This is a genomic window from Streptomyces sp. NPDC029296 (assembly GCF_055569255.1).
Genome location: NZ_JBVHXT010000012.1, coordinates 45,635 through 62,378, shown reverse-complemented (window position 1 = coordinate 62,378; position 16,744 = coordinate 45,635). Strand labels below are relative to the sequence as shown.

At 72.1% G+C, this 16,744-nt stretch carries 7 protein-coding genes and 3 pseudogenes; 8 read left to right on the top strand and 2 right to left on the bottom strand.

The annotated features are described in order from the left end of the window. Nucleotides 1–232: 232 nt before the first annotated feature. Complete coding sequence (locus ACZ4W9_RS12920; protein ID WP_467935209.1) at nt 233–1,015, top strand: hypothetical protein; 783 nt, start codon at nt 233–235, stop codon at nt 1,013–1,015. Here the strand turns inward: ACZ4W9_RS12920 and ACZ4W9_RS12915 are convergent. Next, a pseudogene (locus ACZ4W9_RS12915) lies at nt 979–1,882 on the bottom strand (NAD-dependent epimerase/dehydratase family protein). The gene ACZ4W9_RS12920 and the pseudogene ACZ4W9_RS12915 overlap by 37 nt on opposite strands. Before the next feature lie 136 nt (nt 1,883–2,018). Here ACZ4W9_RS12915 and ACZ4W9_RS12910 point away from each other — a divergent pair. The 4 genes and pseudogenes from ACZ4W9_RS12910 to ACZ4W9_RS12895 all read left to right on the top strand — a co-directional run. Continuing rightward, nucleotides 2,019–2,828: pseudogene (locus ACZ4W9_RS12910) on the top strand (helix-turn-helix transcriptional regulator); the annotation flags it as partial. Between the two features lie 948 nt (nt 2,829–3,776). Continuing rightward, nucleotides 3,777–4,691, top strand: coding sequence for a YceI family protein (locus ACZ4W9_RS12905; protein ID WP_467935208.1), 915 nt, complete (start codon nt 3,777–3,779; stop codon nt 4,689–4,691). A 118-nt stretch (nt 4,692–4,809) separates the two neighbouring features. Then, on the top strand, nt 4,810–5,445 hold the full coding sequence (locus ACZ4W9_RS12900; RefSeq protein ID WP_467935207.1) for a YceI family protein: 636 nt from the start codon (nt 4,810–4,812) through the stop codon (nt 5,443–5,445). Nucleotides 5,446–5,517: 72 nt separating this feature from the next. After that, nucleotides 5,518–6,081, top strand: coding sequence for a GNAT family N-acetyltransferase (locus ACZ4W9_RS12895; protein ID WP_467935205.1), 564 nt, complete (start codon nt 5,518–5,520; stop codon nt 6,079–6,081). A gap of 19 nt (nt 6,082–6,100) precedes the next feature. Here ACZ4W9_RS12895 and ACZ4W9_RS12890 read toward each other — a convergent pair. Beyond that, nucleotides 6,101–6,338: pseudogene (locus tag ACZ4W9_RS12890) on the bottom strand (NAD(P)H-binding protein); the annotation flags it as partial. Nucleotides 6,339–6,799: 461 nt separating this feature from the next. Between ACZ4W9_RS12890 and ACZ4W9_RS12885 the strand changes: the two are divergent. From ACZ4W9_RS12885 to ACZ4W9_RS12875, 3 genes are read left to right on the top strand one after another with little or no spacing between them, the layout of a single operon-like run. Then, nucleotides 6,800–14,728 carry an SDR family NAD(P)-dependent oxidoreductase gene (locus ACZ4W9_RS12885; protein WP_467935204.1) on the top strand — a complete coding sequence of 2,643 codons (7,929 nt, stop codon included), beginning with the start codon at nt 6,800–6,802 and terminating at the stop codon, nt 14,726–14,728. Between the two features lie 6 nt (nt 14,729–14,734). Then, nucleotides 14,735–15,220: a nuclear transport factor 2 family protein gene (locus tag ACZ4W9_RS12880; RefSeq protein WP_467935203.1), complete on the top strand. Its 486-nt coding sequence runs from the start codon at nt 14,735–14,737 to the stop codon at nt 15,218–15,220. Next, nucleotides 15,217–16,632, top strand: coding sequence for an NAD(P)/FAD-dependent oxidoreductase (locus ACZ4W9_RS12875; RefSeq protein WP_467935202.1), 1,416 nt, complete (start codon nt 15,217–15,219; stop codon nt 16,630–16,632). Before ACZ4W9_RS12880 ends, ACZ4W9_RS12875 begins: the two co-directional genes overlap by 4 nt. Nucleotides 16,633–16,744 lie beyond the last annotated feature (112 nt).

Genomic DNA, 16,744 nt, shown 5'->3' with positions numbered 1-16,744 from the left:
GTTGCGCTCCTCATCCGTGCCTGCGTTGAGGGCCAGTATCTACTCCCGTCGACTGTCCCAGACGAGGGCCGTCAGCCGGACCTGATTGCTCCCACGGAGATCGCCGAACGCAGGAACCAGAAAAACTCATTGAGCCCCGCAGCCGCAACTACCCCTTGGAATCGATCATCTAGCCCGTGTCCGCCTCGACGTCGTGGCGCGCATCCGCAACCGTCTCACCATGTGGACATGATTGACCGGCGAAGAAGCGCCTGAGGATGCTGGTCATGGTGCAGGTCCTGACCGTGAAAGGGGAGTCGTGGTGAGATCAACGGCCGGTTTAGGTGCCGAGAAATGGCGCGCTCGTGTAACCATCTGGGGGCCGATCCTCGCAGCCGGGTTCTTAACCGTATGGAATGTGGTAAAGGCGGCATGGACTGCAAACGGATGGGTTCCGGTGATCGCTCTTTTTATTGCCGGTCTCGCATTCAATAGCATGGAGTCGATCCGGCAACTGACCGAAGGCAACCGAGAGGAAATCAAGAAGATCGCCGAGGCCAACGGAACGGCCACCCACTACAGCAACGCCAAGGAGTTCTACGAAGCTCTGACCAGCGCTGTCAAGGAGGCGGACTTCGAGGTCCGGGCCACTTACTTCCGGCGTGTTCCTCCCACCTACGACAAGGCGGCGGACGACTACTTCAGAGCGTGCATCTCCTGGGTGCACGCCAAGTCGCACAGGAAGCTCCTCCGGGTCATGCCCGAACCCGCGACCCCTGCCATGCGCGAGTGGGTAGAAGAGCAACGAGAACACAGCAAGCGTCGCCTCCGGAAGGGAGCATACAGACTCAAATATATTCAGATCGATGTCACCAACGTGCTGAGCATCGCTGTCATTGACGAGAGAACCGTCTTCTGCGCCATCACGATGGACGATGACGTTGTGCGCGGATACAGCCTGACGAGCCCTGACCTCGGGAACTACTACAAGCAATACCATCAGATGCTGCTCAACAGCGGAAAAGAGGTCTTCTGATCCCCGACGGGACAGGGAAGACCGAGCCACCCGCACAGGCCGAGGAGAGCTGCCCGACCGAGCGGCCGGGTGAGCCGGCGGATGCGCTGGTTGGACGTGATCCCGAACCACGGGTCGGGGTCCGTGGACTCTTGGAGCCCGGCAGACACCTGGACGCCGTTGAGCTGGTACAGCTCGACCGTCGTGACGGGGGCGTCATCGGCGATGTTGTAGATCCGGCCGGCGATACCCGGCGCGTACAGCAGACGCATCAGGCCCTGGGCGACGTCCGCGTGGTGGGTCATCTGCAGGCGCTGGTGCGGTGCCCAGCCGGTGGCCCAGCGCAAGGAGTTGGCAAGGTGCGGGTCGTCGTCGCCCGTAGATGAACGGGAGCCGCCCGATGCGTACGTCCAAGCCCTTGAGCGCAAGCAGTTCGCGCTCGGCCTCGGCCTTGGACTCGGGGTAGGCGCCCCACAACGCGCCGCCCGGCCGGCTCTCGTCCTCCTCGGTCAGCGGGCGGCCCCGTCCGACGCCGTACACATTGTTCGTGCTGACCTGCGCAAACCGCTCCACGCCGGAGGCCTGCGCGGCGCGGCCCAAGGCCACCGCGGCATCCCGGTTGACGGCCCACGCCTCCTCGTCGGGCACCCCGCGGAAGGAGGCGGCGACGTTCACCACGGCGTCCACGCCGGCGAGCGCCTCGCCGAGTGTCTCCGCGTCGCGCATGTCTCCTACGGCGACCTGGGCGCCCAGCCCCGCGAAGCGCTCGTCACGAGCCGCGTCCCGCACCAGGACCCTCACCTGCTCGCCCGGCTGCCGCTGGGCCAGCAGCCGCGGCACGAAGCGGCGTCCGACCTGTCCCGTCGTACCAGTCACCAATGTCAGCATCATGTGCTCCTCACGCACTGTGTCGCCTGTCGTTGAAGACCAGCCTCGGCGGATGCGGGAACGACCGGCAGAGACTTCTGCATCAGGGGATCGGCAGTCCCTGGATGAGCCGGCCGGGAGCCCCCACCCTGGAGAGGTGAACCGAGTCGAACTCACCGACTTCCTGCGTCGGGCTCGTGCCCGCCTGGCCCCTTCCGACGTGGGTCTCCCGGCCGGCGCCCGCCGCCGTACGCCGAGGCTGCGCCGCGAGGAGGTGGCCCAGCCGGCGGGCATGTCCGTGGACTACTACACAAGGCTGGAACAGTCCCGGGGCCCGCGCCCGTCCCGCCAGATGCTCACCGCGCTGGCCCGCGCCCTCCGTCTGACAAAGGACGAGCACGACCACCTCTTCCACCTCACCGGTCAGGAGCCGCCGCGCCGCGAGGCGACCAGCACGCACGTGCGCCCGGGCCTGCTCCTGGTGCTGGACCGGCTGCACGACACCCCGGCGATCGTGGTGACCGACTGCGGCGAACGCGCTGTCGCGGGCGCTGAGCGGAGACGTTCTCGCCCGCCCGCCCCGAGACCGCAACATGATCCGCCGCTTCTTCCTGGACCCGGCGGCCCAGGAGCTGTTCCCGCCCGAGGACCGCCCGGTGCGCGCCCGAGAGCACGTCGCCGGCCTGCGAGCGGTGGCCTCGGCCCGCCCCACGGACCCCGAACCCGCCGACCTCGTCGCCGAACTACGCTCCGCCGACGAGGAGTTCACCCATCTCTGGAACAAACACGAGGTCGCCGTGCGCCGTGCCACCATGAAACGCTTCCGGCATCCTGCGATCGGTATCCTCGAACTCGACTGCGAGGTCCTCGTCAACTCCGACCACAACCAGCAGCTCGTCATCTCACGGCTCGCCCGGGCACGGAGTCGTATGAGCGCTTGCAGTTGCTGCGGGTGGTGGGCTTGCAAGGACCTGACGCCGAGGCGCTCCTGACCGCGTGCGCACTTTTCCCAGTCCGTTCCCTGCCCGATGGCCACGGCGAGCGCTTGGACGAGGCGATCGACAGCACACCGCGTCCTGTTCTGCCGCGTTCAACGCTGCGAACTACGTCCCCCCACCAGGCCCCCGCTCCCCAGGAGCAGCACCTGGCATGGGCAGCTCGCCCGGGGCAGCCTCCTCGCCGACCCCGACGCACCGGTGAGTCGGCTCGTCGCGGATCTCGCCCGGCGCAAGGGGACCACACCACAGACCGTTCTCCTGTGGTGGCTGCAGCGCCACCCGGTGGGCATCCTCCCGGTCATCGGCAGGGCCCGGCCCGAACACATCGCCGCCTGCCGGGACGCGGCCCTGCGCGAGCCGGGCCTCACCCGCGAGGAGTGGCTGTGGGGCGCCGCGCGCGGCGTGTCCCTCCCCTGCGACGAGGAGCGGAACCCGGAGCAGCGAGTCCCCGCGTCAGGTGACTCGGTGCACGCGAGACCGACGCGCAGCAGGTCGATCGACGGGCAGTGTGGATATCGAGATACTCGCCGACGTCTGGCGGCGCCTCCTTCTCACCGACCCGCGGAAGGGCTGCAGCACGGCGAGTTCTGTGTCAGGCTCGTGATGAAACCGCAGATCGGTTGTGAACATCCGGGCTCTTTTCCGTGCCCTTCACCACAGCATTGCCTCAAGGCAACGAATCGAGCTGTGGCGATATGGTCGGCCGATGTACCGATATGTGGCCCCGCACCGTCCTCGAGCAGGCTGACCAGCTTCGACACCGGCTCGGGTGACCTGCTCGCGGAGCGCTTTATGATCGTCGGCGAACTACTGGCTTTGCGTCCGTCCTCCTGTCGTCCACGTTTCTGAGCGACCGGGAATGCAAGAACTCCGAGCGAGTCGCGTAACCGAGACGCAGGAGAAGAAGGGTGTACTCCATGGCTCTCGGGCTGCTCCGTCGTCGGCGTTCCCGTGGTGCCTCCGGTGCCGTGTCGAGCATCTCGGTCCCGCTGCCGCCCGGCGCCGGGGCGTTCGGCTTCGAGGTGCTCGATCCCGTGGGGCAGCCCATGGGCGGAGCCGAGGTCACCGTGACCGCGCTGGACAGCCACCGGATCGCGACGCGTGGCGTCACGGACCCCCACGGCTACTTCATAGCGACGCTGCCACCCGGCTCCTACAGCGTGATGATCGTGGCCGAGGGCCTGTCACCCGCCCGCGAGGACCTCGACATCGCGGCCGGAGTGGCTCGGCCGACCGCACAGGTCGCGCTCCAGCCCGCCCGCCAGTTGGAACTGCCGACAGCCGGCACCTGGCTGTTCGACCCTCCGCACACCGCGATCCGGTTCATCGCCAAGCACGTCGGCATGGCCCATGTCCACGGGCGGTTCACCCGCTTCCAGGGCAGCATCCGCATCGCTCCGAACATGGCCGACTCACAGGTGGCGGTGCGCATCGACGCCTCCAGTGTCACCACGGGCAACAACACCCGCGACAACCACCTGCGTTCGGCCGACTTCCTGGACGTCGAACGCTACCCGTACATCGACTTCACCAGCACCCGGTTCGCCCACCGCGGCGGCTCCAAGTGGACCCTGCACGGCACCCTCACCATGCACGGCACCAGCCGCTCCGTCGGCCTCGACACCACTTACCTCGGGTCGATCAACGGAGGCTACGAACAGGAGCTGCGCTGTGCGGCCCTCGCGAAGGCCGAACTCCACCGGGAGGACTTCACCCTCAACTGGCGCTCCATGCTCGCCCGCGGCATCGCCGTCGTCGGGCCGACCGTCCAACTGGAGCTGGACGTACAGGCGATGTACCGCACCCACGACACGCCCACGCCACCGAAGTAACGCCGCGTAGCGGGTTCACCGTCGACCGCTTCCACCTCGGGCGGGGTCACCGATCAGGGCAGCGCCCCGGCGACGCCTTGGCAGCACAGAGCAATCGGATGGGAAAGGGCTCACGATCATGGGTATCTTCGGCCGACGCCAGACCGCCGTCAGCGAGCCGCCCCCGGCTCTCGCGGGGGCCACGTCCGGGGGTGCCGCACTCGACCCGGCACTTCAAGCCCTGACCGGGCGATGGACGATCGACCGCCCCCACAGCCACATCGGATTCTCCGTACGGCACGCCATGGTCACGACGGTCCGGGGGGCTTTCACCGATTACGACAGCACGTTGTACTTCGACGGAGCCCAGCCCTCCGAGTCGCGGGCCGACCTCGTCATCCGGGTCGCGAGCGTCGACACGGGCGTGGAGCAAAGGGACGCGCACATTATCGGCGCCGACTTCTTCGACGCGCGCCAGTACCCGGAAATGACCTTCCACAGCACCTCCACCGTGCACGAAGGCGGAGAGACCTTCCGCATGACCGGGGACCTGACCATCCGCGACGTCACCCGGCCCGTCGACCTGCAACTCGACTACCTCGGCTCCGTTCTGGACCCGTTCGGCTTCGAGCGGGCCGGATTCGACGGCACCACCACCATCGACCGCACCGAGTGGGGCCTGGTCTACAACCAGCGCCTCAAGGCAGGAGGCGCCATGGTGAGCGAGAAGGTCCGGCTGCAGTTCGACATCTCCGCGATCCGGTCGACGTCGTAGGCGGCGCCGGGAGCACTCGGAGTCGCAGGAAAACCATTGGGTCGCTCGGCTCGCTCCAGGCATGATCGGCTCGTGGACACCTACCTGGAGACCGAACGTCTCATCCTGCGCCGCTTCACCGCCGATGACGCGGACCTGCTGATCGAGCTGGACAGCGACCCGGCGGTGATGCGCTATCTGACCGGCGGCAGTCCCACCCCGCCGGAGATCATCCGCGAACGCCATCTGCCGAACATCCTCGCCGGCTACGAGAAGTGGGGCGACCTCGGACTGTTCGCCGCGCACGAGAAGGACGGTGACGCATTCATAGGCTGGTACATCCTGCGTCCCGAGCCGGAGGGCCCGCTCGACGAAGTCGAACTCGGCTACCGGATGCGGCGGGCAGCTTGGGGCAAGGGCTATGCCACCGAGGGCTCACGGGCCTTGCTGACCAAAGCGTTCACGGAACTCGGTGTACGCATGGTCTGGGCCGAGACGATGTCCGTGAACCGCGGTTCGCGCAACGTCATGGAGAAACTCGACATGTCACTCGCGGACACCCTTCCCACTCCGTCCGACATGGAGATGGTCGAGGGCTCCGAACATGGCGGCGTACGATACGAGATCACCAAGGAACAGTGGGAGCGGCAGCGCTGAGGTCGCACGCCCGGCGCCACTCGTGCAGCATGCTCGCGGCCAGGTCGGCACGAGCGGTGAACACGCCGCCGGCGCTGCTCTCCGGGGGTGAGGCAAGCCGTGACGGCGGGGTGGACGAAAAGACCGGAGGGCCGGACGAGGGTCCAGTCGAGGTCCGTCTGACAGACGAGGGCCTCCATGCGACGCATGTCCTCGTGCGGAGTGCGGCCGAGACGCCGGTTCGCCAACGGATCGAGCACGAGGCTGGAAAAGTGCGCGAGCAGCTGAAGGGTGCCGTCCCCTACCGCGCGCCGGATGCGGGCGGACTGCGGGTCCTGGGGTGGGGCGTCGGCACGGCGGAGTCCGAGGCCGTCTGCAAGGCCCTCTGTCAGCCACGGAAGCAGCAGCGAACACCTCACCGGCAGGCAGGCGCGGAGGCGGTCCAGGCGCCGGGGCGGTGTCCGGACGGCCGGAAGGCGCGCCGGGTGCACCGTGGCCGGCCCGTGCGGTAAGGGAAGCGGGCCGGCCCTGGACCCCGCGATCGCCGTCCCCGGCCGTGGGCAGGGCTGTGTCCAGGTCCCGCAGGGGGCGGAGTTCCGGGAACAGGGGGTGGGGAGCGGCAGTAGGGGTTGGGGCGGGGCGGCGAGGTCAATAGGTTGTGCGGCGGCCCCGTCGTGCCGCGTCACCTTGGCTGTCGGCGATCCGGGAACAACTCCCCCTGCAACGAGCGGAGTCCGCGATGACCGCCCCTGCCGATCAGCTCGTCGAGGCCCTGCGGGCGTCGTTGACCCAGAACGAGAGGCTGCGTGCCGAGAACGAGCGGCTGAGTGCGCGCCATGAGGAATTGAGTGAGGCGGACCGGGAGCCGATCGCCATCGTGGGGATGGGGTGTCGCTATCCGGGGGATGTGACCTCGCCGGAGGACCTGTGGCGTCTGGTCGTCGACGGGACCGACGCGATCGGGGATCTGCCGGCGGGGCGCGGCTGGAAGCAGCAGGTGCTCGAGCTCGCCGCGATGGACGGGACGGTTCCGCGGGGCGGGTTCGTCGAGGGGGCGGACCTGTTCGACCCGGCCGTGTTCGGGATCGCGCCCCGTGAGGCGCTGGCCATGGATCCTCAGCAGCGGCTGCTGCTGGAGACGTCGTGGGAGGTCCTGGAGCGGGCCGGCATCGTGCCCGGCTCGCTGAAGGGGAGCCCGACCGGGGTCTTCGTCGGAGCCGCGAACACCGGGTACGGGACCGGGGTCACCGAGTTGCCCGACGGGGTGGCGAACTACCTCGTCAGCGGGACGGCCAGCAGTGTGCTGTCCGGGCGGCTCTCTTATGTCTACGGGCTGGAGGGGCCGTCCCTCACCGTGGACACCGCCTGCTCCTCCTCGCTGGTCGCCCTGCATCTCGCGGTGCGGGCGCTGCGGGCCGGTGAGTGTTCGCTGGCTCTGGCGGGCGGGGTGACCGTGATGTCGACCGCCAGTATCTTCCACGGTTTCGGCAGCCAGGGGATGATGGCGCCGGACAGCCGCAGCAAGCCGTTCGCCGCGGCCGCCGACGGCACGTCCTGGGCCGAGGGCGTGGGGCTGCTGCTCGTGGAGCGGCTGTCGGACGCCCGCCGCGCGGGCCGTCGGGTTCTCGCGGTGCTGCGTGGTTGCGCCGTCAACCAGGACGGTGCGTCGAACGGGCTGACCGCGCCCAACGGGCCGTCCCAGCAGCGCGTCATCCGCGCCGCCCTCGCCGACGCCGGTCTCTCCCCCGACGAGGTCGACCTGGTCGAGGCCCACGGCACCGGCACCACCCTCGGCGACCCCATCGAGGCGCAGGCCCTGCTGGCCACCTACGGCCGGCGGCCGCAGAGCGCGCCGCCTCTGTGGCTCGGTTCGCTCAAGTCCAATTTCGGGCACACCCAGGCGGCTTCCGGTGTCGCCGGCGTCATCAAGGCCGTCATGGCGCTGCGGCACGGCCACATCCCGCGCACCCTGCACGTCGACGCCCCCTCCCCGCACATCGACTGGAGCGCCGGGCATGTGCGTCTCGCCCAAGAGGCTCTCGACTGGCCGGAGACCGGGCGGCCCCGGCGTGCGGCGGTGTCCTCGTTCGGGATCAGCGGCACCAATGCGCACATCGTGCTGGAGCAGGCCGACGCGCAGGACGATCCGCCGCCTGCCGAGCCCGTGGGCCGGCCGTCGGACGGGCCGCTGGCGCGGGGTCCCGTGCCGTGGCTGGTGTCGGCGGCCACCGCGCAGGCGTTGCGGGCCCGCGCCGGGCAGCTCGCCCGGTGGTGCGGCGAGGAGTCGGATCCCGTCGCTGTGGGGGCCGCGCTGGCCGCGGGGCGCACGGTGTTCGAGCACCGGGCGGTCGTCCTCGCCGACGGCTTCGGCGCTCCCCGGGAGGCGCTCGGTGCGCTGAGCCGGGGCGAGCCGTCGCCGCTGGTCGTGGCAGGGCAGGCGAACGTGCGCGGCAAGACGGTGTTCGTGTTTCCCGGGCAGGGGTCCCAGTGGACCGGGATGGCGACCCGGTTGCGGGAGGAGTCCCCCGCGTTCGCGTCCCGGCTCGCCGCGTGCGAGGAGGCTCTCGCGCCCTGGACGGACTGGCGGCTGAGCGACGTCCTGGACGACGAGGCCGCGCTCGGCCGGGTCGAGGTCGTGCAGCCCGTGCTGTGGGCGGTGCTGGTCTCGCTGGCTCATGTGTGGCAGGAGCACGGGGTGCGGCCGGCCGCGGTCCTCGGGCACTCCCAGGGGGAGATCGCCGCGGCCTGCGCGGCGGGCGCGCTGTCGCTGGAGGACGGGGCCAAGGTCGTCGCGCTGCGCAGCAAGGCCATCGCCGCGGAGCTGGCGGGGCGGGGCGGGATGGCCTCGGTGGCGCTGGCGGCCGGCGAGGTGGAGGGACGGGCCGGGCGGGCCGGGCTCTCGCTGTCGGTCGCCGCCCGCAACGGGCCGCGCTCCACCGTCGTATCCGGCGGCGCCGACGACCTCACCCGCTTCGTGGAGGCGTGTGAGGCCGACGGGGTGCGGGTGCGTCGCATCCCGGTCGACTACGCCTCGCACTCGCCGCAGGTCGAGTCGTTGCGGGAGCGGCTGGCCTCGGAGCTGGCGGGGATCGTGCCGCGGCGGTGCGAGGTGCCGTTCTGGTCGACGGTGACCGGGGACTGGATCGACACGTCGCAGTTGGACGGCGCGTACTGGTACCGCAACCTGCGCCAGCCCGTGCTGCTGGAGGAGGGGGTGCGGGCGCTGCTCGCGTCGGGGCACGGGGTGTTCGTCGAGGCCAGTCCGCATCCGGTGCTGACGGCGGCCGTGGAGGAGTGTGCGGAGGAGGCCGGGGCGGACGTCGTGGCCGTCGGCACGTTGCAGCGCGGTGACGGTTCGCTGCCGCGGCTGCGGACCTCGCTGGCGCAGGTGGCGGTGCGGTCCACCCGGATCAGCCTCGCCGCCCTGTTCGACGGCGTCGACGCGCGGGACGTCGCCCTGCCCACGTACCCCTTCCAGCGGGCCCGCTACTGGCTGTCACCGGGGTCGGGGACGGATCCGCGTGCGCTGGGCCTGGACGACGCCCGGCATCCGGTGCTGGGGGTGGCGGTGCGGCTGGCCGACCGTGACGCGGTCGTCCTCACCGGCGGTGTCGAGGTCGAGAGCCCGGCCGTCATGAGCGCGGGTGTCCTCGCGGAGCTGGCCGTGCGGGCCGCCGACGAGGTCGGGGCGAGTGTGGCCGCGCTGTCCCTGGAACGGCCGCTGGTCCTGCCGGAGGGCACCACCCGGGTCCAGGTGACCGCCGACGCGGCCGCCGGGGTCGCGGTGCACGCCTGCCACCCCGCGGTGGAGGACGAGCGGTGGGTCCGGTACGCCGCTGCCACGCTCACCTCGCTCCCTCAGGCCGCGGCCGGGTTCGACGGCGCGTGGCCGCCGTCCGACGCGGTCGCGTTGGCGTTCCCGGACGACGACGGCTCGCCCGGGACGGCGGTGATCCGTGCTCTGGCGCGGCACGGGGACGTGGTCTTCGCGGAGGTCGCGCTCGGCGACGCGGCCCGTGAGGTGCGCGGCCACCGGGTGCATCCCGCCCTGCTGGACGCCGCGTTGCGGGCCTGGCACCTGGCGCGGGACGACGGCGACACGCGGTACCGGGCGCCGGTCTCGCTGGGCCGTGTCGTCGTGCACTCCACCGGCGCCGACAGTGCGCGGGTGCGGGTGTCGCCGGAGGCCGACGGCACGGTCGTCGTCACGCTGGCCGACGCGGGCGGGCAGCCGCTGGCGGAGCTGGGGCCGGTGGTGTTCGGGCCGCCCGCCGACCGGGTTGCGGGGATGCCCGTGAGCCTGCCTCGGGACACCGTGTTCGGTGTCGAGTGGGTGCCGGTGGTGCCTGCCGGTGACGTGGCCGTCGGGTCCTGGGTGTCGCTCACCGGTGGTGAGGTGGACGGGCTGAGCGGCCACTGTGTCGTGCACCCCGATCTCGCCGGGGTCGCCGGCTGCGGGCTGCCCGCACCGCAGGCCGTGATCGTGCCGGTGCCGGCGGGGGACGGTCCGGAGGCTGTCGCCGTGTGGGCGCTGGGGACGTTGCAGGCGTTCTTGGCCGAGGAGGGCTTGGCGGACAGCCGGCTGGTCCTGGTCAGCCGGGGTGCGGCGGCCGTGGAGGCCGGTGAGGCTCCTGATGTGGCGGCCGCCGCGCTGTGGGGGCTGGTCGGTGCGGCGGAGGCCGAGCATCCCGGGCGGCTGCTGCTGCTGGACTGCGACGGCCCGCTGTCCGTCGCCCTCTTGAGGCAGGCGCTCGCCGCCGGGGAGTCCCGGCTCGCGGTGCGCGGTCAAGCGGTGCGGGCGCCCCGGCTCGGACGGCCCTCCACCGCTCCCGCCGCCGGGCACCGTCCTCTCGATCCGGAGGGGACCGTGCTCATCACGGGCGGGACCGGCACGCTCGGGGCAATTCTGGCCCGGCATGTGGTGCGCGAGCACGGTGTGCGCCGGGTCCTGCTGCTCAGCCGGCGTGGGCCTGACGCGCCCGGCGCCCGGGAACTCGCCGGGGAACTCGCCGGCCTGGGCGCCGAGGCCGACGCCGTCGCGTGCGACGTCGCGGACCGGGACGCGCTCGCCGCGGTTCTGGCGGACGTGCCCGCCGATCGGCCCCTCACCGCCGTCATCCACGCGGCGGGCGTCCTCGACGACGCTCTCCTCGGCGATCTGACGCCGGAGCGGATGACGGGCGTCATGCGGCCCAAGGTGGACGCCGCCCGCCACCTCGACGACCTGACGCGTTCCCTCCCGCTCGCCGCGTTCGTGCTGTTCTCCTCGGCCGCGGGGGTCCTCGGCACGGCCGGGCAGGCCAACTACGCCGCCGCCAACACCTGTCTCGACGCGCTGGCCGCGCACCGGCGGGCGCACGGTCTGCCCGCCACCTCGCTCGCGTGGGGCATGTGGGAGGAACTGAGCGAGCTGACCCGGCGTGTGGCCGTGGACGGCGGCGGGCGGATGGCCGACGCGGGGTTCGGCACGCTGTCCACGGCGGACGGCCTGGCGGTGTTCGACGCCGCCGTGCGGACCGAGACGGCGCTGTTCGTGCCGGTGCCGACGGATCTCGGCACGCTCGCGCGCCGGCTCGCCGGGCATCGGCCGCCCCCGCTGTACCGGGGCCTGATCCGTGCTCCGCAGCGCCGTGAGGCGGGCTCGGGCGCGGGGTCCGAGGACCGTACGGGGCTGGCGGCCCGGCTGGCCGGGGAGTCCGTGGCCGACGGGACGCGGATCGTGCTGGAGCTGGTGCGGGAGCAGGCCGCTGCCGTGCTGGGTCATCCCGACGGGGACGCGGTCGGGGCGGGGCGTCTCTTCCGTGAGCTGGGTTTCGACTCGCTCAGCTCGGTCGAACTGCGCAACCGGCTCTCCTCGGTCACCGGTCTGCGGCTGCCGGTCGGCCTGGTGTACGACCACCCCACTCCGCAGGCCATGGCCACGTATCTGCGCACCCGCCTCGCGGGAGACGCTCCCGAGGCGGCGGTCCCCGAGGCCGTGACCGGTGCCGACCGCACCGACGACCCGGTGGTGGTCGTCGGGATGAGCTGCCGGCTGCCGGGGGGCATCGGGTCGCCGGACGAGCTGTGGGAGCTGCTGGTGTCCGGCGGGGACGCGATCGGGCCGGTCCCGGACGACCGGGGCTGGGACCTGGAGCGGATGGCCTCGTGGAACGGTTCCCTGCGCGGTGTCGGGCTGCTGGCCGAGGGCGGTTTCCTCACCGGGGCCTCCGGGTTCGACCCGGCGTTCTTCGGCATGAGTCCGGAGGAATCCCTGGTGGTGGACCCCCAGCAGCGGCTGCTGCTGGAGCTGGCCTGGGAGGCGTGGGAGCGGGCCGGTGAGGACCCGCGCCGGATGCGCGGGTCGCGTACGGGTGTCTACGTGGGGACCTTCACCCAGAACTACGTCTCGGACATGCGGCAGGTCCCCGCGGGCAGCGTGCCGTACGTGTCGTCGGGGGCCGGTTCGCCCTTCGCGTGTGCCCGGGTGGCTTATACGTTCGGGCTGCGGGGACCGACGCTCGCCGTCGACACGGGCTGTTCGTCCTCCGGTGTCGCCCTGCATCTGGCCTGCCAGGCGCTGCTGCGGAACGAGTGCTCCTCGGCGCTGGTCGGCGGGGTGACCGTGATGGCGTTCCCGGTCGCGTTCGACAATCTCGGCGGAATCGCCTCGGACGGCCGCTGCAAGTCCTTCTCCGCCGACGCCGACGGGGTCGGCTGGGGTGAGGGGGCCGGGGTCCTGGTGGTGGAGCGGCTGTCCGAGGCGCGGCGGCGCGGGCATCCCGTGCTCGCGGTGATCCGGGGTTCGGCGCTGAACCACAACGGTGCCAGCAACGGGCTCACCGCGCCGCACGGCCCGTCGCAGAGCGAGGTCATGCGGCTGGCGCTGGCGGACGCCGGGCTCGGTCCGCAGGACGTCGACGTCGTCGAGGCGCATGGGACGGGCACGCCGCTGGGGGACGCGGTGGAGGCGGAGGCCGTCATCGAGGCGTACGGGCGGCATCGTGTGGACCGTCCGGTGCTGCTCGGGTCGGTCAAGGCCAACGTCGGTCATCCCCATGCCGCGTCGGGGGTCGTCGGGGTCATCAAGGCGGTCCTGGCGATGCGGCACGGGATCGTGCCCGAGGCGCTGCACGCCGCCGAGCCGCTGGCGGACGTCGACTGGGCGGGCGGGGGCATCACGCTGCCCCTCCAGGCGGTGGCGTGGCCGGAGACGGGGCGTCCGCGCCGGGCCGGGGTGTCGTCGTTCGGCGGCAACGGCACCAAGGTGCACCTGATCCTCGAACAGTCGCCCGACCCGGACGGCGTCCCGTCGCCCGGTCCGGCTCCCCGCACCACCGGCCTGCCCGTGCCATGCCTGCTGTCGGCCCGCTCCGGGCCCGCTCTCGCCTCGGCGGCGCGCAGGCTGCGGGAGCGGGTGGCCGGCGACCTCGCGCTCGGCCCGCACGAGGTGGCCCGGTCCCTGGCCGCCCGGACCGCGTTCGAGGAGCGGGCGGTCGTCCTCGCGCAGACGCGAACGGACCTGCTCGACGCGCTGGACGCGCTCGCCGCCGGCGACCCGCACCCCTGTGTGGTGCGCGGCCGGGCGGACGACGAGGAGGTCCGGCTCGCCGTCCTGCTGCCGGACGCCGACGGGCGCGAACTGTCCGTCGAGGCCGCGCTGCACGCCGCGTTCCCCGCCTATGCCCGCGCCTGGGACGAGGCGGCCGGCGCGCTCGCACCGCACCTGGACGGTCCGCCGCCCGCGCCCGGCGAAGCGCACGAGCACACCGTCGCCGCCGCCTTCGTGGCGCTGGTCGCCGCCCATCGACTGCTGGAGAGCCGGGGCATGCGCCCGGACGTCCTTCTCGGCCGGGGCAGCGGGCAGATCGCCGCCGCTCACGTCGCCGGCAGTCTCACGCTCGGTCAGGCCGCCTGCGTGGCGGCGGGCCGCGCGGACACCGTGGACGACCTGAGGGCCGCTCCCCCGCTGATCGCGGCACTGGTGGACGGCGGCGGCGAGAAGATCGACGCCGAGGCCCTCCTCGCGGGCGCGGCACCGGCCCCGAGCGGCGACGCGCCGCGGCTCGCCGGTCTCGTGCTGGACCTGGGGGCCCGCGACGCGGATCCGGTCTCCTCCCCCGCCGCGCGCCTGGACCGGGAGCTCGCCCGGCTGTGGGCGGCCGGGGCCGGCCTGGACCTCACCGCGCTGCTGGCAGACACGGCCGCCCTCAGGGTCGACCTGCCGACGTATCCGTTCCAGCGCGAGCCCTACTGGCTCGGCGCGTTCCGGCCGAGCACCACCGATTCAGGGAGCACCATGACCGACGAGCCCACCCGCAAGAAGATCATCACGGAGTACTACCGCAGGCTGAACTCCGGTGACGTGGACGGGGTGGTCGCCATGTTCGCCCCCGACGGCTTCATCGAGGACCCGATAGGCGTGTCCGTCGCGCGCGGCCACGAGGCGCTGCGCCACTTCTTCCAGGTCACCATGGTCGAGGCCGACATCAAGGACACCGTCAAGTCGATCGTCTGCGCCCAAGACGACCGGTATGTCGCCGCGTCGCTCACCGCGGACCTGGTCAACATCACCGACCCGGAGCGCAAACGGCTCACCGTCGAGGCGGTGATGACGTTCGCGGTCGGCGAGGAGGGGCTGATCGAGGAAGTCCGCAGTTTCTGGGGCACCACCGACGTGAGCATGTGAGCGGCCATGTCCGAGACGGAGATGCTCTGCAAGCACCTGGTGGTGGAACACTGCCGCCGCATCAACGCCGGTGACCTGGAAGGGCTGCTCGCCCTGTACTCGCCCGCGGTCACGTACGAGGACCCGGTCGGCACCGGGCCCCGGTCCGGTATCGAGGCGCTGCGTGCGCACGCGGGCGCGGCCATCGAGTGCCAGGCCTTCGAGGACTTCGGCGCACCGGTCGCGGCGCAGGACGGTGCCAGTGCCGCCGTCCCTGTCGTCACCACCATGAACTACCTGCCCTGGGGACCGAATCTGGTCCGCCTGGGTTACATTCCCGCACCGCCCGAGGAGGAGGGCGGCTCCGCTCTGCGGATCCGGTTCGACTACGTGATGGCCGTGAAGGTCGGGGCGGACGGGCTGATCAACGACATGCGTGGCTACTGGGGCAAGTCCGACGTGGTGTACCTGGGTCCCGCCGAGCCCGAGGAGCAGGAAGTGGTCTCCCGATGACCGACTCGAAGCATGCGGTGGTGATGGGGGCAGGGGTGGCCGGGATGCTGGCGGCCCGTGTCCTGGCCGCTCATGTGGACTCCGTGACCGTCGTGGACCGCGACACGATGCCCGACGGGCCGTACCTGCGCAAGGGGCTGCCCCAGGCGCGCCACGCCCATCTGCTGATGTCCGGCGGCGCGCGGACGATCGACGCGCTGCTGCCCGGCACCACCGACCGGCTCCTCGCCGCCGACGGGCACCGGATCGGGCTGCCGGCGGACGTGGTGTCGCTGACGGCGTACGGCTGGCAGCAGCGCTTTCAGGGCGCCCAGTTCATGATCACGTGCAGTCGGGAGCTCCTCGACTGGACGGTGCGTGTGGCGGTGCTGCGCGACAGCCGCATCACCCTGCGCGACGGCGTCGAGGTGGTGGGCCCCCGGGCAGCGGGCGGCCGGGTCACCGGGGTCGTGGTGCGGCCGCGCGACGGCTCGGGCGGGCCGGTGGAGCTGGCGGCGGACTTCGTCGTGGACTGTACCGGACGCGGCTCGCCTGCGAAGAAGTGGCTGGCGGAGCTGGGACTGCCGCCCGTGCGGGAGGAGACCGTCGACTCGGGGCTGCGCTACTCCAGCCGCGTCTTCCGTGCCCCGGCCGGGGCCGAGCGGGACTTTCCCGTGGTGAGCGTCTACCCGGACCACCGTTCGGGACGGCCGGGGCAGAGCGCGGTGCTCGTCCCGATCGAGGACGGCCGGTGGATCGTCACCGTCTCGGGGACCCGGGGAGCCGAGCCTCCGAACGGCGAGGAAGGGTTCGCCGCGTTCGCGCAGGCGGTACGTCATCCGATCGTCGGCCGTCTCATCGCGGGCGCCGAGCCGGTCACGGAGGTGCAGGGCTCCCGCAGTACGCACAACCGGCGGCTGCACTACGAGCAGGTCGCCGGGTGGCCGGAGGGCTTCGCCGTCATGGGCGACGCGCTGGCGGCCTTCAACCCGGTGTACGGACACGGCATGAGCTGTGCCGCGCAGGCGGCGCAGGCCCTGGACGGCGAGCTGCGCCGTCTCGGCGGCCTCGGCCCTCAGCTCGCCAAGCGCGTCCAGCGTGCGGTGAGCGCGGTCGTCGACGACCCGTGGATCCTGGCGACCACCCAGGACCTCGGTTACCCGGGCTGCCGTTCCGAGGTCACCGACGCCCGGTTGGCCGACCCCTCCGACGCGGGCCGTCAGTTCGCGGACCTGGTGTCCACCGCGGCGCTCTCCGAGCCCGCCGTGGCCGCCGCGACGATGGAGGTGACCACCCTGTCCGCACCACTGACCCGGCTGCGGTCTCCCGAGGTGGTCGCGGCCGTGCAGCGCCTCGCCGCACGGCCCGCCGGGGCGCCGGTACCGGCCGAACCGCCCCTGCGTGCCAACGAGTCGGCGTTGCTGACGACCTGACAGACGCGGGGGGGGGGGGGGGGGGGGGGGGGGGGGGGGGGGGGGGGCAGGGGGGGGGGGGGGGGGGGGTGGGGGGGGGGGGGGGAGGGGGGGGGGGGGGGGGGGGGGGAGG